A 16,183-nucleotide genomic window follows, 5' to 3' on the forward strand; every position below is an offset into this window, starting at 1 on the left:
AGAAGCTATTTTCAACCAGTTGTTTTTGAAAAGCGGAACAGATGACGATATATGATTTTTTGGGGGAACTATGATACGTGCCAGAAGATTTGTTAATCGAGCGAAACATGCACCGAAAATATCCGATGGTTTTACTGCGTTGGATATTGGAAATTTATTGAAAAAAGAAATTAACCGAGATTGCATCTCAAAATATCAACGATAGGGTAGCGGGTCAACAAGTTGACATGGTTATTAAAAATGAGGTATTAGCCATCATCTCCAAAATCGACGAACCGAAGAAAGTTGTCGTACCTGCATTTATTGATAGATTTATTGGATACGCAAAAGCAGAAGGCATGTCATTATTTATTGCAATGGATAATGCTCAAAATAAAGAGTTAGAGTGGATAATTACTAACGAAGAAACCTTTGCTAGAGCTTGGTTGGACGGCTATGAAATTGAGCAGGAACGGTTGTATGTAGTTAATTTGGGTAAGATTGTTGGTTTGTCAATCTATTTACGAAAAATAGGTAAATCGCTACATTCTGATCGTGGCGACTGGTCAACAACTGGGGATATTCGCTTTGCGGAACGATTGACAGAAACTGAAATCAAACAGAAAGACGAACGGTTGTGGCAGTTTGCTGAGTCTGTTAAATTAAATTGGTCTAAATCTCCCGAAGACATTCAAGCAAATATAGACACCAAAGCTGACCAAGAGCTGACCCAACAGCAATTAAATCTACTGGTTAAAAAGGCTCAACTAATGCAGACTGAGTTAGAAGCAAAAGTAGCAATGGAAACTCTAAGTGACCTTGAACGTGCTTATAAGTCATATGTTGAAGCTAATGATAAAGCGGTAGCAAAATCACAGGCTGATTTGATTGAAGCAGGCAGGCGAGTTGACGCAATGGTTGAAACGCTGGAGGTGGGAAATGATATCGAAGTTTAGATTTTTTGGAAAAGTTGACGGGGGTATCTGATGATCAATAATGTTGTTTTGATTGGTCGATTGACGAGAGATGTTGAGTTACGTCATACTCCATTAAATCAAGCCGTAGCAACTTTTACTCTTGCGGTCAATAGGAATTTTAAAAACTCTGATGGGAATCGTGAGGCTGACTTTATCAACGTAGTCATTTGGAGACAGCAAGCTGAAAATTTGGCGAATTGGGCTAAAAAAGGTGCGCTGATTGGTGTTACAGGTCGTATTCAGACTCGTAGCTATGATAACCAACAGGGACAACGTGTGTACGTTACAGAGGTAGTTGCAGAAAGTTTCCAACTTTTGGAAATCCGTACTGCCCGTGAAGGCCAAGGAGGCGGTTATTCAGCTGGTAATTCCTTTGCTGGTGGCAATGATTATAACTCGCCTTATCAAGCGCCTGCGCAATCTACACCGAACTTCGCTCGAGAAGAAAGTTCATTTGGAGCAAGCAATCCTATGGACGTCTCAGATGACGACTTGCCGTTTTAGGAGGTAATAAATGACTAAACTAATAGGATTTGGAAGATGCCTGGGTAAAACTACAATGGCAATCTTAGAAAGTCATGCGACAGGACATTATATTGTCTGTGCTAACCGTAGGATGGCTGATAATACTTTTAGGTTTGCAAAACAGCTTGGCTATACTATTCCTTTTCCGCTATCTGTCTCAGATACTCGTTTTAGATTTACTGATGGACGCAAACAGTCGAACGAACCTGTAATCATTGATGATGTCGAAATGGTTCTACAAGCAATGCTAGGCTGTCCAATTGACACCATCACATTTGATAGTCCGAATGTGATTAGCACAGAAGACCGCTATGCTGAAGAAATCGCTGAGCTTAAAAAGGAGTTAACAGCTTGCTACCGAGAGAAGGAAGAGGACCAAGTTGCCATTGAGACCCTTAAAGACAAATGCGTGGACCTCATGCTTAAGAACGCAGATCATGTCTGGGATGAAATGGCTAGAGAAACAGCCAAGAAAAGGGCAAATAAGAGAAAATGGAGGGCGGGGAAATGTATTTGAAGTACAAGCAAATGCAGATCGTTAAACATGCTTTGCAGCACTACATCAAAAGGGAAGATGCTAGCGAACAGGATTTAATGGTTGAACAAAATCTTTTAAAAAAGGTCACTCAAGAAATTGATGACTTTAAAGAAAATGTGATGAAAAGAACAACTTGAGGTTATGCATGAACAAAAGAATCAAGAAAAAGAAGGCTAAACAGGCTGAGTTGCAAAGACAGCAAGAACTAGAACAGTTGGCACAAAATCCTGAACAGAACCGACAAGTTTTTAAGTCGGTAGGTACTGCCATTAGTAATGTATTTACAACCTTATCAGTAGCCTTTGGTAATGCAGCTGAACAATGGAAAAAATGAGGAGAGCAGTTTGACAAAGAAGACAGCAAGTAAGACAAGACGTGATTTCCTTGAGTTTGAGCTTGAGGCTAAGTATCTAAAAATTGATAAACTTATTGGCCAGCGCCGTCATGAACTGGAAAGAGCCTATGCAGTCAAAAACCTGACCATGCAAGGCATTGATGATTCAGGAGCTAGTCGCAGTGGAACTTCAACTAATACTTCTGAAAATCTAGTTGTTGCTTATGCCAATGATCCAATGATTCTGAAACTTGAAGAGTTTCAAACAGCAATTTCAAAACTGCTGGATGTACTTGAACCTGATGATAAGAAAATCTTCCATCTGAGGTGGGGAGAGCACACTGGGTATGATTGGATTCAAGTTTGGCATATCATGGAAAATGGTGAGACTGGTTATCTTTATAAGCATCGAAAGCAAATATATAGACGACGCGAAGTTATATTGGACACTTTAGCAAAAATACTTTTGATGTAATCTTGTCACAAAAACGTATAGAAGTGACAAAAACAATGTGTTATATTTGTATCATGAGTAAAACTAACAGGTAAATATAAAGTCACACAAATACGTGTGGCTTTTATGTTATTCTGGAAAGGAGGAACATGTGAACTTAGTTGAGCCAATCAGAGATAAAGATGACATTCAAGCAATGAAAGATTATTTGATTCATGAGAGTGCCGAAAATCCAGATAGGCGGAGACGTAATTACATGCTCTTCCTTACTGGGATAAGCTCAGGTCTTAGGATAGGAGACATTATTAATCTCAAAGTTAAAGATGTTCAAGGCTGGCATATTAGAGTCAAAGAACGCAAGACAAAGAAAGTCAGAACATTTAGAATGACGAAGACTCTCAAAAGGGAAATGAGAGAATTCGTCAAAGATAAACCACATCATTACTATATTTTCCAAAGCAGAGAAGGAAATAACAAACCACTATCACCAGAACAGTGCTGGAACATCATAAAAGAAGCTGCTGAGTTTTTGGGAATTGATAACATCGGGACCCATTCTATGAGAAAGACTTATGGCTATCATCATTACAAACAATTTAAAGATGTAGCAGCATTGATGGAAACTTTCAATCACGCAAGTCCAATGATTACGCTTAGGTATATTGGTATCAAACAAGACCAATTAGATGATTTAATGCGTAAATTTGACTTGTGATTTTTATTTTCAGAGTGCTAATTTGATATATCGTGGAAATACTAAACTGATAAAATGATAGCTATTAAAACACTTGATTTAATAATGTTTTAGAAAGTGTAGCGAATTTGAGAGAATATAAGATATATCAAATTAAAGGGAGGGAAAACAAAAAATGGTCAACAAAATAGCAGAAAAGAAAATTTCAGACTACCTAAACCAAAACAAGTTATCGCTAGATGAAATCAATCAGCACATTTATGACATCATCGTGATTAACCGATTAACAAATGCGGAAGTTGGAGCATTATTTACTGGTCTCATGCGTCAAGTATTATCGTCAGAACACAACGTAAAGCTGTTAGAAAAACTTGGAATACAGGTTGGACAACTCAATCCAGAACTTACAACCAAGATTCAACAGATTCTCACAGAGGAATGGCTCGCTAACCAAGGTCTACTAAAATGAACCTAATGACTCCAGAAATACTCGACAAGCTAATCGATCTTATCAGAGAAGACAATGTCAAAGAGTTTTACTGGACAAAAGAATGGCGCATTATTCGGAAGGTTCGTAGGCAGAAGGACAACAACGAATGCCAACGTTGTATGCGAGCTGGTCGGTACACACCAGCGGATATGGTACACCACAAGAAAGAAGTGAGGTACCATCCAGAGTTAGCCTTAGAACTAGATAACACAGAATGTCTCTGCAATCCGTGCCACAACCGAGAACATCCCGAAAAGCTGAGTGGCTTTCATCGTCGCAAATTTGACAACGAGGAACAGTGGTAAGCCCCCTGGTCAAACCAAATGGCTTTTCTAAAGGGGAAACGTGCAACGGGAAGGGGTACCTCGGAAAAGATATCTAGCGAAATTTTATCAAGAACAAAAAAAAACTCTCATGAAAGGAGAAATATGGCTGGTTTTTTAGAATACCCAGAATTTGACTGGGAACGCCCTTTGGTTGCTCAGAAACAATATGTTAAGTCTCGTGACGATTTACGAATCAAGCTGATTCGCATTTTGCAGCAGCGTAAAAAATATGAGGAGCCATTTAAAGATTTAGTTGAGCAGTATATTTCCCTGTGGGAGACATCTCAACTTTTAAGACAGGATATAAAGTTGAATGGCATACGTATTGATGGTAAGAAAAATGATTCCGTATCTCTCCAAGTCAACGTCAATAAGCAGATGATGGTCATGCTTGAAAAATTAGGAATCGAAGCTAAGGAATTGAAGTCTGAGGATGGCGAAGACATTTAATTTTACTAGCGGAACTTCCCACATTGACGACTGGTTGAGAGATATTGTTACAGAGAAATATCCTGTCTGTAAGGAAATTAAGCAGATGGCGGATTTGGTAATTGCTGCCATTTCTGATCCGGAAATTTATGTTGATGTAAAAAAGGCTGATAGTGTTGTTGATTTTATCAACAAATATCGACCATATAAGCTACAGCCTCCGCAACGATTTATTCATGCGGCAGTTAATGCTATCCGTTGGAAGAGCGATGACAGTTTGGTATTTCCCGAGCTGTTTTTATTATGTGCTCGTGGATTTGGTAAGAACAGTATTGCTTCGGATGAGGCTTTTTTTAAAACTAGCAATCGAAACGGTATTCGCGAGTACAATGTGGATATTGTTGCCAATAGCGAGGCTCAGGCTAAGACCTCATTTGATGATGTTTATAACACGATTAAAGATCATGCTGTTCTGCAGAAGGCTTACAAGTTTTCCCAGACCTTAATTACTTTTATCAAATCTAGGTCTAAGATTAAGTACCATACCTCAAATGCACGGACCAAGGACGGTCTTCGTCCTGGTTTGGTTATCTTTGATGAGTTGCATGAGTATTTGAATTACGACAACATCAATGTCTATATCAACGCTCTTGGTAAGGTTGCAGATGCTTCTGTGATGTATCTAACGACGGATGGTAAGGTTCGTGGTGCGGTACTGGATGATTACAAGCAGACTGCTAGGGATATTCTTTCAACTTGTGACTATCGTGCTGGCATGTTGCCGATTTTGGCTAAGATTGATGCGTTTGAGGAATGGGAAGATGAGCTTGCTTGGATAAAGGCTAATCCGATGTTACCGTACTTGCCAACATTGCTGAAAGAGTACAGGAAAGCCTACAAGCGTGCTTTACGTAGCAAGGAGTTATTCCTAGACTTTATTACTAAGCGATGTAATTTTCCTTTGGAAGACACGACGCATGCTGTTGCTGAGTGGGATGATATTGTGGCAGCAAGCAGACCGTTACCAGATGATTTGGAGGGAATGGAGTGTGTGGGTGCAATTGACTATGCGGATGTTCGGGACTTTATCGGTGTAGGTCTCTTATTTAGACGAGGGAAGATGCGGTATTGGTTACATCATACTTTTATTGTCTCAGAGGCTTTGAAAATCCAAGATTTTAAGATGGATTTTACAATTCCACAACATGAGGGATTGATTACAATAGTTCCTGGAAAGGTTATGGATCCTAAGTATGTGGCTGATTGGTTTGTGAAGATGGCTGAGAAGTACAAGATTGTCAATATAGCGATGGATGATTTCCGAAAGGCACCAGTCAAAGAAGCGTTTGAAAATGCTGGATTGCCTATAGAAGTGGTTCGTAGTGGAGCTATTACTCACTCAAGGCTTGCCCCTACGGTTGACATGATGTTTGCGAATCATGAGATTGTGTTTGGTGAAGACCGTATGATGCGGTGGTACACAAATAATGTCTATGTTGATGTTGATGGTAAAGGGAACAAGACTTACAAAAAGATTGATCCAGAGAGGAGGAAGACAGATGGTTTTATGGCTTTGATTCATGCGATGTCAATTGAGGAGCAGTTGGAACAGTTGGAGAAGAAGACTGTAAAAATCAATCGCAGATTGCGAAGTTTTACACGATAGGAGGTTTATATGTCTAAGCGAACTAAGAAAAAATATCGTCCCTTTGTTTTGATTGGGAAGACGCTTGATTATCTTAATGGGAAAGTGGAGCGGTTGTTTGAGCTTCAGTTTCGTACTGATAAGCGTTTTGAAGGGTTGGAGAAGCGTTGTTGCAAGAATGCTGAAAGCACTAACGCTGAATTTTCAGCTCATACGAAACGGATTGAGATGTTAGAAAAAGAAGTAGAACGATTGAAGCGTCCCTGTTTCAAGCGTAAGTAAGTCACTGATTAGAAAAGGAGGTGATCCAGTTGGGGTGGTTAAATAATTTCTTTGGTTTTTTCGCTCGCGATGGTACTGTGCAGAAAGTTAGTCGTAAGGAGTTGGAAGCAGCGGTTCGTCGGTCTGGTCAGCGGGTTCAGTTTATGGAATTTGCTCTGCAGATGTGTATTGACAAGATAGCCAATGCTTTGTCTTTGGCCAACTATGAGACTTACAACAAAGGTAAGATTCAGAAGGGTGATATTTGGTATCGGTTTAATTATGAGCCAAACCAAAATCAGACTCAGAATGAATTTCTTGCTGCTTTGATAGGTCAGATGGTCAAGAATTCTGAAGGTGCTTTGGTTTTGATGCACAATGGTGAGTTCATTCTTGCGGAGAGTTTTGAAATTGATAAGAAAGCCTTTCGTCCAAATGTCTACAAGAACATTACTGTTGCTGGTGGACTACAGTTGAATGCGGTCTATCAGGAAGAGGATGTTTTGCACTTTACCATGAATGATTCTAAGGTAAAAGGTTACTTGGATGACCTGTACTCAGAATATGGGAAGTTGATTGGTGGAGCGATTCGCAATTACAACAGGGGAAACGCTTTGAAACTTGGTCTGAATATTGGTACCTTATTTGACCAGAAATACGGAAAGGCTGTTGTTGAGGTAGATGACGAAGGTAACGAGACAACGGAATATGATCTTATCATGGATGAGATGTATGAGAAGCGGTTTGCTGCTGTACTTTCTGATGAAGACTCAATCACTCCGTTAGAAGAAGGGCTTGAAATATCTAGCCTCGTTAAGACAAGTGCCAATACTAAGAGTGGTGCGGTAACTACTCGTGATATTTCCGATGTCATTATGGATGTTGTCCACTATGCTGCTGACGCTTTCTCGATTCCTCGTGGAATAATGAAAGGTGATGTGGCAGATGCAGAGGCAATTCGTGATAACTTTGTCAATTTCGGTGTACGTCCGTGGGCTGACGCAATTGAAACGGAAATTAATCGCAAGCTGTACGGCAAGAAACATCTGGCTGTTGGCTCAAAATTTAAGATACAGACGAACACAATCCTAGTTTACAGCGCAGAGAAATTTGCGTCGGCTGGTGAGGCTTTATTCAGAATCGGTGCTCTCAGTACAAACGAATTGAGGGATAAACTGGGAGAAGAGCCGATTGATGAACCATGGGCTGATCAATATTTTGTATCGTTAAACTATGCTAGGGCTGATGGCTCTGGTGGTAATCAAAAGAAAGGAGAAGTGGAAGCTAGTGACGAAACACATTCCGTTTAAGTTTGAGGCTTCTGTCTCAGATGATGATAAGGCTACGCTTTATTTGCATGGTACAGTTGGCGGCTACTGGGAAGGGATTAACTTTAATGATGTCCGAAATGCTTTAGCAAGTTTCCAAGGGAATGAAATTGAAGTACATATCAATTCTTACGGTGGTGATATGTTTGAGGGAATTGCAATCAAGAATTTCTTTAGTCAGCGTAAAGAGACTGTGACGGTGATTATTGATGGTTTGGCTGCAAGTGCCGCATCTATCATTGCTATGGGTGCGGATAAGATTCTGATGCCCAAAGATACGCAGTTGATGATTCACAATCCATGGACATTCGCCTACGGTAATGCTAAGGAGTTGCGTAAGGTAGCTGATGATTTGGAAAAGGCCCAGGTATCTGTTGAAGAGACCTACCTTAAGCGTTTTAAGGGAGACAGAGAGGAGTTGAAAGCTCTTCTTGATGAGGAGACTTTTCTCACGGCTGATGAGGCACTCACCTTGGGGCTTGCTGATGGTATTTATGGCGAAGATGAACCAGAAGAAGCGTCAAATAATGCTGAAACCAATGTCTTAGATAGCCTTATGGTTAAGTATGGGACTGATGAACATGAGGATAAGGGAAAGCGAAATATTGAACGCTTTGCCTTTTTATTTACACAAAAAAGAGGAGAACAATAATTATGTCATTGATTAACAACGATTTGAAGACAAACTTTGCTGAAGCTCGTGAACAATTGTTTGCTGCTTTGCGAACAGATAACGAACAGGAGCAGAAACAAGCCTTTGAAAACTTTGTTACAGGTTTGGAGGCTAATGTGTCTGAACAAGTTAAGGCTGCTGCTGCAGAGTTCCAAGAAGGGGTGCAAGATGAGTCTATCCTTGCCGAACGTGGACTTCGTCGGAAATTGACATCCGCTGAACGTAAATTTTTCAGTGAAGCAGCTCAAAAACAAAAAATCACTGGTTTAGATCAGATGTTCCCAGAAACTATCATTGAAGATGTGTATCGAAATTTGGTACAAGAACACCCTCTGTTGTCTTTGATTGATATGCAGGTTGGCGATGTGAAAACTGCATTTATTTACGGTGACTCGACTAAGAAACGTGCTTTCTGGGGAACTATTCCTTCGGATATCCAACAAATTCTTTTGGATTCTTTCAAACGATTGGATATTTCTCAATCACAACTTTCTGGGTATATTGCAGTTCCGAAGGGGTACTACAAACTTGGACCATCTTGGTTAGCTAGTTATGTCATCACATTCTTGCAAGAAGTAATGGCAGCATCTCTTGAAGAGGCTGTTGTAAATGGTGATGGTAAAGAAAAACCTTTAGGCATGATGCGAAAACTATCTGGAGATTCTGGTGGTGTCTATCCGGAAAAACAGGCGATCGTATTAGCTGATTTGACACCGTCAACTCTTGCTAGTATTCGTGCTGCACTTGCCAAAGCTAAGACAGACAATGGGCAAGTAGCTGTGCTAGTTAATCCGATGACCTACTGGTCGAAGGTATTTCCAAAACTTGCTTTCAGAACTGATGCAGGGTCATGGGTCACAACCCAACTGCCGACTGGAGAGACAATTATTCCATTGCATGCTGTTACAGAAGACAAGCTCGTCTTTGGTGTTCCGTATAACTACTTACTAGTTGTTGCAGGTAGCGTTGAAATCCAAGAATACCGTGAGACTCTAGCACTTCAAAATCTTGATTTGCACATTGCTCAATTCTTTGGTAAAGGGATTGCCAAGAACGAAAATGCATTCTTTGTGGCAGATATTTCTAGCGTTGAAGGTGCGACAATCCCAGATTTGGAAGGTCCAGCTGCTATCGTCAAAGAAGATACTATTAATCCCAAGGCGTCTATTTAGTGAAGGGGAATAAAACATGGAACTGATTAAGGTTGAAGTAACAGAAGAATTTTTCGATAAGGTCGCTCAGCTTGACCGTGCTGCTGGGGATATCTTTGAGGTGGATGCTGAACGCCTCGAAATCCTATTGGGTGCAAATAGTGAAAAGCGTGCATTTGTCAATGTGTTGAAAGAAAGTGATGTTGAAACAGATTACAGCAAGTTAAAAACGGATGATATCAAGGCTTTACTGACCGAAAAAGGTATTGAATTTGACAAAGCAGCCAAGAAGTCTGATTTGATTGCTCTATTGACTGTTGCGGGGTAGCTGGAGGTGTCTAGGTGAGCGAAGATTTGAGTAGCAAGCTTCTTGGACCAATAAAGTTGCACTTACGTGTGACTTGGGGAAGTCAAGATAGCGAGATTAAGGAATACATCGAAGAAGGGATAGCCTATATTGATGGTATTTGCGGTGAGTCAGACTACTCTGTATCTGGCTTGCCAAGGGTGCTGTTGAAAGCGTACTGTCGTCGGGCTTGGTCTGGGAATACTTCCATGTTCGAGGAAGATTACAGAAGACAGTTATTGCGTCTCCAACATGAAAATGGTGTGAGGCGATTGAGAGGAGAAGAGATATGAGTAAGCGAAGCGATTATCAACCTCTCAATGATGGACTGCTTGAGTATGGAGATTTGACCACTAAGCGGGATAAGGAAACAGCCAAGAAAATCGGCGAAGAGTTGACGACTAGGGGGAGATTGTACTTTGGTTACAAGTCTATTGTAGCCAAATATGATAGCTACCTGGTGTCAAATCTATCTGCAGTAGATATCAAGGTCCAATGCTATTGTGTGCAGGACTTCCAGAAGTCGCATAAGGTTCGGATAAAGGATGAACTTTTCGCGGTTGAGTCGGTGGATGTTGATAATAGGCAGGAGTTTATGTATCTATTTCTTAGAAAGGTAGGGTACTGGGATGGCGGAAATTATATCCAGACCTCTGGATCTAAGTAGGATTGTTAAGGTGATACGTGGGACTGGTTTTCCTTGTTTTGGGTTAGATATGGGGAGGGATGAGGTGGCAGAAAACCCGTCCTTCTTTCTGTACTCTGACGACGGTGGGTTGATCCCTGGTACCCATGCCAATCAATACAAGCGGGCTTTCACAGTCATGTTTGTTACTCGTGAGAGGGCTAGCTTTGATGATGTTGGTCTGATTGAGCGGTTGAAAGACTGTCGGTTGATTTTCGATAGCTCTGAAATTGACAAGGGTAACTTGGTTAATACAGATGAGCAGGTGACGGCTACGACGCTTAATTTTCACCAATTGATTCGGATAGAGAGGTAGTTATGGCTAACAAAGCTACTCTTGATTTTTCTGGTTCTACTAAGCTGGCTGAGGCTATGGCAAAGATTCCGAGTAAGTCGGAGGAGGTTGTCAATCGTGTCTTGCTTGTTCGGGGAACCAAGGAAGTGATGCAGGCTATCATTGGTTTTATGCCAATCAGCAAAAGAGAGAAGAAGCATGCTAAGTATTCTAATCCACTTAAAGAACGGATGTTTAATCTGGGATTTGACATTGTAGCTAAAGGTGGTGCTGCTAAGAATAAGGGGTCATTCGGTTATTTGGTCTTTCCCAACGAGGGAAGAGGGCCTCACAATCCAGTAGCTCAAGAGTTCTTTGAGCGTGGTCTAGCTTCTCGGGAAGAAATCATCTTGGACTATGTGATTGATGAACTAGTCCGAGCACAACAAGAACTATTAACGATATAAGGAGAAATAAATGTCACAAACATTTGATGTATTGCAAGATTTTGAGCAATTTGAAATTACCAATGGTCAGTTTCGTCCCCTAACGAGTGGACAACTTGGTACAGCTGAGCGGTTGGGATGTACGGGGTCTATTTCGGTAGAAGCGGAAAGTAAGACTGTCACTAAGAAGTGCGAGGGGAATGTTACCAAGGAAGTCACAATTATTCAAAAATTGAACGCAACTGTCTCAATGCACATGCCTGTAGATATTTTGCGGAAGGTGTTTGGCTTGATCAATGATAAGTTGAAGCCTGGTGTCTATGGTCTTACGAGCAAGCCGAAGGTTTCTTCTGGGGCTCTGACGTGGGACATGTACGATTTGGGGCGTGAGAACCATAAATTGATTGCTTTTCCTAATATCTCTTGGACTAGTCCTTTCAAGATTAATGTGACAAATGGTGAGGAAGAGATTGCGGAAATTGAAACAACCTTCTCTGCTTTTGCGGATGAAAATGGCTTCTTCTACTACGAAGCAATTGAAGGAGATGGTGTAGCTACGGATGTGGTAAGCGGTTGGAACCAAACCTTCACACCAACATTAGTCAAGAAAGCAGAGATTTAGGAGGGATAAGTAATGTCTGAAAAAATTACTGAATTGAAATTGTTGAATGGGGAGTCTGTCAAGATTCAGACTCCTGTAAGTTTGTATGAATGGAAGAAGGCTAAAAAAGAGGGTCTGCTTACTCAAAATGCATTTGCTTCCGCAATGAAAAATGGTGGAGGAAATCCAAATATCAATGACAAAGATTTGGAAAATGCCCCATTTGTTGCCTATCGTGCAGCTGGCGGTTCTATGACAAAGGTTGAATTTGAGAAAGCTGTGGTCTTCGATTTACAAATTGCTGGACGTATTTATCAGCAAATTGTGCAGGGGAATGATCAGCCAAAAAAGGAGAAATCCAACTAGCATTTGAAAAGAAGACGAAAAAAGGGAAGAGTAATGGTCGTGCACCTCGCATCAACTGGGAAAAGGTTGAGGTGGATGAGGTTATCGGCTATTACTCTTTTGTCTTTGGGATTGATATGCAGTTAGTGCTAGGTATGTCTATCCAGGAAGCTGAGGAAATGGCTTCTTTGAAGATAGCTATTGAGGCTTGGAAGTATAGTGAGTAGGAAGGAGGTCAAATGGCAAAGCAAAGTGAAGTAAAGGTAACCTATAAAGTCTTAAATTCTGAATTTAACAAGGGAATATCAGAAATGAATTCTAAGATAACGTCGTTGAATAAAGAATTTAGATTGCAACAGGAACAAATGCGTCTGACTGGTAGCGAGACTGATAAGCTAGAATCAAAGCTGAATAAGTTGACCTCTGAGTACTCAATTGCCCAAGAGAAGGCTAGGTTAGTTGAGCAAGGACTAAAAGAAGTCACGAAAGCTACTGGCGAAAACTCTAAGGAAACTCAGACGTGGACCAATAAGCTACTGGATGCTAAGCGGAACGAAGAGTATCTGAAAAATGCGATTGAACAGACTAAGCAGGCTTTGGATAAAGAACGTGAGGCTACAAGTCAATCTGCTCGTGCTTCTCAAGAACGAAAGGATAAGTTATCTGCACTAAAGTCTGAGCAGGACCGACTGGCCGATTCCGCCGATAAAATAAAAGCCAAGTATGATTTGGAGCGGTCAGCTCTTGGGTACAATGCCAAGGAATCTGAATTGCTTAAAATCAAGAAAAAAGAACTTGCTGAACAGATGAAAAATACTGGCCAGCAGGTTGAAAATCTTGAAAGGCAATTAGAACTAGCTAAGGCTGAGTATGGTGAAAGCAGTAGAGAAGTAGATAAACTTGAGAAGGAACTACTTGAATCAAAGAAGGCTTTTCAAGATTATGCTAATGAGGCTAAGAAGGCTGACGACTCTATCGGTCGTTTTGCTGATAAGGCAAAGAGTTTAGGTAGTAAATTAACCTCTGTTGGTCAAGGATTGACAATGGGGCTGACTGTCCCAATCGTAGCAGGTGCTGGTATAGCTATTAAGGCTGCGAGTGATTTTGAATCTGCATTTGCAGGCGTTATGAAGACCAATGATGAGGTTGTGGATGCTAACGGCAAGGTCGTCATCAGCTATGACGATTTGCGCACTGGCATTCGCAACATGGCCAAGGAAATTCCTGCGAGTACTACGGAAATCTCCGCGGTTGCAGAAGCTGCAGGGCAATTAGGGATTAAGACGGAGAATGTCTTAGACTTTACTCGTGTTATGATTGATATGGGTCAATCCACAAACTTGTCAGCCGAAGAGGCAGCCAACTCCATGGCTCGATTAGCCAATATCACTCAAATGCCTCAAGATAAATTTGATGAATTGGGTTCCACCATTGTATCTCTTGGTAACAACTTTGCGACTACTGAATCAGAGATTTTGGAGATGGGCTTACGTCTAGCTGGTACTGGTAATCTTGTAGGTCTGACTGAAGCTCAAATCATGGGTTTAGCTGCCGCTATGTCATCTGTTGGTATCAATGCAGAGGCTGGTGGTTCTGCAATGAGTCGTATCATGCAAAAAGTCAATACGGCGGTTCTTGAGGTTGGTGAGTCGGTCGAGAGCTTCGCTGCTATTGCCGGCACAAGCGCGGAGGAATTTGCACAGATGTGGAAAGAACGCCCTCAAGACGCTATTGTTGCCTTGGTCAAAGGTCTTGGTCGTGTTAAAGACGAAGGAGGAAATGTCACAGGTACTTTGAAAGACCTTGGACTTGAATCCGTTAACGAAATTGATGCGATGCAGCGGTTAGCAGGCGCAGGCGAACTACTTGAAACTGCATTTAGAAAATCTGGTGAAGCGTGGGCAGAAAATACTGCTTTGTCAGAAGAAGCTCAGAAACGCTATGAAACTTTTGAAAGTAAGCTCAAGATTGTCAAAAATAAACTAACTGATATTGCTATCGAATTTGGTGGACCTTTAATGGAGGCAGCTGCGGATGTGTTAGATGCCTTGGAGCCGCTGTTTAACTTCTTAGGTGATTTGGCCACTGGCTTTGCAAATCTTCCGCAACCAATGCAGCAAGTCATTATGGTTATTGGTGGCATTATGGCTGCGCTTGGTCCGTTATTGATCTTTATTGGTCAGGTTGCAACGGGTATTGGCTCTATAGCAGGCTTATTTGCTCAAGGGGGAATTTTCGCTGGTGTCATTCCTTGGATAACGGGAACGCTATTGCCTGCATTGGGTAGTATAGTTACTGCGATTGTATCGTGGACAGTGCTGATAGGTGCTGCATTAGTAGCTTTAGTGGCAGTTGTCGTCATATATTGGGATGAGATTGTCGCATGGGTTGGACAAGCTTGGGAAAAGATTAAAGAATTTTTCGATCCAATCGGAGAATGGTTTGCGGAGAAGTGGGCAAGCGTAAAAGAGGCTACAGTTCAGTTATGGACAGAATTAACTACATGGTTATCGGAAACGTGGACATCTTTTATGGAGGGGTCTAAAGTACTGTGGGATGGATTAGTTAACATCTTTACATTTGCGTGGCTGTTGGTAAAAGAGGCTTTTAACATCGCATGGCTTGCTATTGAAACTCCTCTACGATTGGCATGGGAGATATTCTGGGCATTTACTCAGGAATTTTGGACAGGGATTGCTACATGGTTTTCTCAACTATGGGACACCATCAAAAATGCTGTTTCAATTGTTTGGGATGCTATTAGTAGCTATCTTACTAGTGTCTGGACCGCTATTTCAAACAAGGCCACAGAAGTTTGGTCTGCTATCAAAAAATGGATGGAAGACACCTGGACAGCCGTTTCTAGTAAAGTCATCGAAATTTGGACTCAAATTTCAGGATACCTAACCGGCGTATGGACTGCTATTTCTGGTAAAGTTACCGAAATTTGGAATAGCATTAGGTCTAAAATCTCAGAAGCTTGGACTGCTGTATCAAGTACGACTGCTCAAATTTGGAGCAATATAAGCTCTCAAATTTCTAGTATTTGGAATGGTATCAAAACAAACATTGCCCAAGTCGTCGATAATATTTGTAATTCGATTGCCAACGGATTTAATGCTGCTAAGAGTAGTGCTGTTAATATTTTCAACGGCATACGAGACTCCATTAGTCGTGCCATTAATGGTGCTAAGGATGCTGTCGGAAATGCTATTAATACCATGAAGAGTTTCTTCAACTTTTCTTGGAGTTTACCTAAAATCAAACTTCCGCACTTAAGTGTTAGTGGTAGTTTTAGTCTTGCTCCGCCTAGAGTGCCTCACTTTAGCGTTGAATGGTACAAATCTGGTGGTATTATGACTGATCCTGTTGCGTTTGGTCGAAACGGAAACAATCTAATGGTTGGAGGAGAAGCTGGACCAGAGGCTATTTTGCCGTTAACTGATAAAGTGCTAGGTAAAATTGGTCAAGCACAAGCGAAGGCTAGTGGCATGGTGGGCAATACTGTCCATGTCACTAACTATGTGACAATGAATGCCACTGTTGATAGTGATTATGGTACAGACCACTTTTTTGATAAGGTGGATAAGTGGCTTGCTGACAAGAGCGATATCCGTAATTTCTCTACGGGAGGTGCTGTTTAAAAAGGAAGTGCTGAGAGGATGAATCTGAGCACTTCTAT

The 16,183-nt window shown here is 41.2% G+C and carries 24 protein-coding genes; all 24 read left to right on the forward strand.

The window, feature by feature from the left end:
- Positions 1-227 precede the first annotated feature (227 nt).
- The 24 genes from ACPC57_RS08525 (at position 228) to ACPC57_RS08640 (ending at position 16,145) form a co-directional block, all read left to right on the forward strand.
- Positions 228-935 (forward strand): DUF1642 domain-containing protein, encoded by a 708-nt coding sequence (locus tag ACPC57_RS08525; RefSeq protein WP_434066728.1) that lies wholly within the window; start codon positions 228-230, stop codon positions 933-935.
- Positions 936-965: 30 nt separating this feature from the next.
- A complete protein-coding gene (locus ACPC57_RS08530) occupies positions 966-1,460 on the forward strand; it encodes a single-stranded DNA-binding protein (RefSeq protein WP_434066729.1) in 495 nt (164 codons plus the stop codon).
- A gap of 10 nt (positions 1,461-1,470) precedes the next feature.
- Positions 1,471-1,998 (forward strand): hypothetical protein, encoded by a 528-nt coding sequence (locus ACPC57_RS08535; protein WP_434066730.1) that lies wholly within the window; start codon positions 1,471-1,473, stop codon positions 1,996-1,998.
- Entirely contained in the window at positions 1,989-2,156 is a 168-nt protein-coding gene (locus tag ACPC57_RS08540; protein ID WP_434066731.1) for a hypothetical protein, read from the forward strand. The genes ACPC57_RS08535 and ACPC57_RS08540 overlap by 10 nt, the downstream gene beginning before the upstream one ends.
- 8 nt (positions 2,157-2,164) lie before the next feature.
- Positions 2,165-2,353 (forward strand): hypothetical protein, encoded by a 189-nt coding sequence (locus ACPC57_RS08545; RefSeq protein WP_434066732.1) that lies wholly within the window; start codon positions 2,165-2,167, stop codon positions 2,351-2,353.
- Positions 2,354-2,363: 10 nt separating this feature from the next.
- The gene (locus tag ACPC57_RS08550) at positions 2,364-2,828 is read left to right on the forward strand and encodes a hypothetical protein (RefSeq protein ID WP_434066733.1); all 465 of its coding nucleotides are present in this window, start codon (positions 2,364-2,366) and stop codon (positions 2,826-2,828) included.
- A gap of 130 nt (positions 2,829-2,958) precedes the next feature.
- Positions 2,959-3,522, forward strand: coding sequence for a site-specific integrase (locus tag ACPC57_RS08555; protein WP_277837334.1), 564 nt, complete (start codon positions 2,959-2,961; stop codon positions 3,520-3,522).
- A 154-nt stretch (positions 3,523-3,676) separates the two neighbouring features.
- On the forward strand, positions 3,677-3,970 hold the full coding sequence (locus ACPC57_RS08560; protein WP_434066734.1) for a hypothetical protein: 294 nt from the start codon (positions 3,677-3,679) through the stop codon (positions 3,968-3,970).
- Between the two features lie 5 nt (positions 3,971-3,975).
- A complete protein-coding gene (locus ACPC57_RS08565) occupies positions 3,976-4,296 on the forward strand; it encodes an HNH endonuclease (protein ID WP_434066735.1) in 321 nt (106 codons plus the stop codon).
- A 123-nt stretch (positions 4,297-4,419) separates the two neighbouring features.
- A complete protein-coding gene (locus ACPC57_RS08570) occupies positions 4,420-4,767 on the forward strand; it encodes a terminase (RefSeq protein ID WP_434066736.1) in 348 nt (115 codons plus the stop codon).
- Positions 4,751-6,412 carry a terminase TerL endonuclease subunit gene (locus ACPC57_RS08575; protein WP_434066737.1) on the forward strand — a complete coding sequence of 554 codons (1,662 nt, stop codon included), beginning with the start codon at positions 4,751-4,753 and terminating at the stop codon, positions 6,410-6,412. Before ACPC57_RS08570 ends, ACPC57_RS08575 begins: the two co-directional genes overlap by 17 nt.
- Positions 6,413-6,421: 9 nt before the next feature.
- On the forward strand, positions 6,422-6,673 hold the full coding sequence (locus ACPC57_RS08580) for a hypothetical protein (RefSeq protein WP_434065057.1): 252 nt from the start codon (positions 6,422-6,424) through the stop codon (positions 6,671-6,673).
- Positions 6,674-6,702: 29 nt separating this feature from the next.
- Positions 6,703-7,962: a phage portal protein gene (locus ACPC57_RS08585; protein ID WP_434066738.1), complete on the forward strand. Its 1,260-nt coding sequence runs from the start codon at positions 6,703-6,705 to the stop codon at positions 7,960-7,962.
- Positions 7,940-8,632 carry a head maturation protease, ClpP-related gene (locus tag ACPC57_RS08590; RefSeq protein ID WP_434066739.1) on the forward strand — a complete coding sequence of 231 codons (693 nt, stop codon included), beginning with the start codon at positions 7,940-7,942 and terminating at the stop codon, positions 8,630-8,632. Before ACPC57_RS08585 ends, ACPC57_RS08590 begins: the two co-directional genes overlap by 23 nt.
- Positions 8,633-8,634: 2 nt before the next feature.
- Positions 8,635-9,825 carry a phage major capsid protein gene (locus tag ACPC57_RS08595; protein ID WP_277837344.1) on the forward strand — a complete coding sequence of 397 codons (1,191 nt, stop codon included), beginning with the start codon at positions 8,635-8,637 and terminating at the stop codon, positions 9,823-9,825.
- A 16-nt stretch (positions 9,826-9,841) separates the two neighbouring features.
- Positions 9,842-10,132, forward strand: coding sequence for a HeH/LEM domain-containing protein (locus ACPC57_RS08600; RefSeq protein ID WP_434066740.1), 291 nt, complete (start codon positions 9,842-9,844; stop codon positions 10,130-10,132).
- Positions 10,133-10,146: 14 nt separating this feature from the next.
- Positions 10,147-10,443, forward strand: a complete 297-nt coding sequence (locus ACPC57_RS08605) for a phage gp6-like head-tail connector protein (RefSeq protein ID WP_434066741.1) — start codon at positions 10,147-10,149, stop codon at positions 10,441-10,443.
- Positions 10,440-10,817 carry a phage head-tail adapter protein gene (locus ACPC57_RS08610; RefSeq protein ID WP_277837347.1) on the forward strand — a complete coding sequence of 126 codons (378 nt, stop codon included), beginning with the start codon at positions 10,440-10,442 and terminating at the stop codon, positions 10,815-10,817. Before ACPC57_RS08605 ends, ACPC57_RS08610 begins: the two co-directional genes overlap by 4 nt.
- 64 nt (positions 10,818-10,881) lie before the next feature.
- Positions 10,882-11,151, forward strand: a complete 270-nt coding sequence (locus ACPC57_RS08615; RefSeq protein WP_313166726.1) for a hypothetical protein — start codon at positions 10,882-10,884, stop codon at positions 11,149-11,151.
- Positions 11,152-11,153: 2 nt separating this feature from the next.
- Positions 11,154-11,576 carry a hypothetical protein gene (locus tag ACPC57_RS08620; RefSeq protein WP_313166728.1) on the forward strand — a complete coding sequence of 141 codons (423 nt, stop codon included), beginning with the start codon at positions 11,154-11,156 and terminating at the stop codon, positions 11,574-11,576.
- Positions 11,577-11,586: 10 nt separating this feature from the next.
- Positions 11,587-12,177, forward strand: a complete 591-nt coding sequence (locus ACPC57_RS08625) for a phage tail protein (protein ID WP_277837350.1) — start codon at positions 11,587-11,589, stop codon at positions 12,175-12,177.
- A 12-nt stretch (positions 12,178-12,189) separates the two neighbouring features.
- Complete coding sequence (locus tag ACPC57_RS08630; protein WP_434066742.1) at positions 12,190-12,522, forward strand: hypothetical protein; 333 nt, start codon at positions 12,190-12,192, stop codon at positions 12,520-12,522.
- A gap of 71 nt (positions 12,523-12,593) precedes the next feature.
- Complete coding sequence (locus tag ACPC57_RS08635) at positions 12,594-12,728, forward strand: hypothetical protein (RefSeq protein WP_434066743.1); 135 nt, start codon at positions 12,594-12,596, stop codon at positions 12,726-12,728.
- A 12-nt stretch (positions 12,729-12,740) separates the two neighbouring features.
- Entirely contained in the window at positions 12,741-16,145 is a 3,405-nt protein-coding gene (locus ACPC57_RS08640) for a phage tail tape measure protein (RefSeq protein WP_434066744.1), read from the forward strand.
- The last annotated feature ends 38 nt before the right edge of the window (positions 16,146-16,183 follow it).

The sequence above is a fragment of the Streptococcus sp. VTCC 12886 genome (genome assembly GCF_049893425.1).
GTDB lineage: Bacteria > Bacillota > Bacilli > Lactobacillales > Streptococcaceae > Streptococcus > Streptococcus suis_AA.

What these genes read in the sequence shown, in the direction of transcription:
- ACPC57_RS08525 (WP_434066728.1), top strand. Translation starts at nt 228, where the DNA reads ATGGTTATTAAAAATGAGGTATTAGCCATCATCTCCAAAATCGACGAA.
- ACPC57_RS08530 (WP_434066729.1), top strand. Translation starts at nt 966, where the DNA reads ATGATCAATAATGTTGTTTTGATTGGTCGATTGACGAGAGATGTTGAG.
- ACPC57_RS08535 (WP_434066730.1), top strand. Translation starts at nt 1,471, where the DNA reads ATGACTAAACTAATAGGATTTGGAAGATGCCTGGGTAAAACTACAATG.
- ACPC57_RS08540 (WP_434066731.1), top strand. Translation starts at nt 1,989, where the DNA reads ATGTATTTGAAGTACAAGCAAATGCAGATCGTTAAACATGCTTTGCAG.
- ACPC57_RS08545 (WP_434066732.1), top strand. Translation starts at nt 2,165, where the DNA reads ATGAACAAAAGAATCAAGAAAAAGAAGGCTAAACAGGCTGAGTTGCAA.
- ACPC57_RS08560 (WP_434066734.1), top strand. Translation starts at nt 3,677, where the DNA reads ATGGTCAACAAAATAGCAGAAAAGAAAATTTCAGACTACCTAAACCAA.
- ACPC57_RS08565 (WP_434066735.1), top strand. Translation starts at nt 3,976, where the DNA reads ATGACTCCAGAAATACTCGACAAGCTAATCGATCTTATCAGAGAAGAC.
- ACPC57_RS08570 (WP_434066736.1), top strand. Translation starts at nt 4,420, where the DNA reads ATGGCTGGTTTTTTAGAATACCCAGAATTTGACTGGGAACGCCCTTTG.
- ACPC57_RS08575 (WP_434066737.1), top strand. Translation starts at nt 4,751, where the DNA reads ATGGCGAAGACATTTAATTTTACTAGCGGAACTTCCCACATTGACGAC.
- ACPC57_RS08580 (WP_434065057.1), top strand. Translation starts at nt 6,422, where the DNA reads ATGTCTAAGCGAACTAAGAAAAAATATCGTCCCTTTGTTTTGATTGGG.
- ACPC57_RS08595 (WP_277837344.1), top strand. Translation starts at nt 8,635, where the DNA reads ATGTCATTGATTAACAACGATTTGAAGACAAACTTTGCTGAAGCTCGT.
- ACPC57_RS08600 (WP_434066740.1), top strand. Translation starts at nt 9,842, where the DNA reads ATGGAACTGATTAAGGTTGAAGTAACAGAAGAATTTTTCGATAAGGTC.
- ACPC57_RS08610 (WP_277837347.1), top strand. Translation starts at nt 10,440, where the DNA reads ATGAGTAAGCGAAGCGATTATCAACCTCTCAATGATGGACTGCTTGAG.
- ACPC57_RS08620 (WP_313166728.1), top strand. Translation starts at nt 11,154, where the DNA reads ATGGCTAACAAAGCTACTCTTGATTTTTCTGGTTCTACTAAGCTGGCT.
- ACPC57_RS08625 (WP_277837350.1), top strand. Translation starts at nt 11,587, where the DNA reads ATGTCACAAACATTTGATGTATTGCAAGATTTTGAGCAATTTGAAATT.
- ACPC57_RS08630 (WP_434066742.1), top strand. Translation starts at nt 12,190, where the DNA reads ATGTCTGAAAAAATTACTGAATTGAAATTGTTGAATGGGGAGTCTGTC.
- ACPC57_RS08640 (WP_434066744.1), top strand. Translation starts at nt 12,741, where the DNA reads ATGGCAAAGCAAAGTGAAGTAAAGGTAACCTATAAAGTCTTAAATTCT.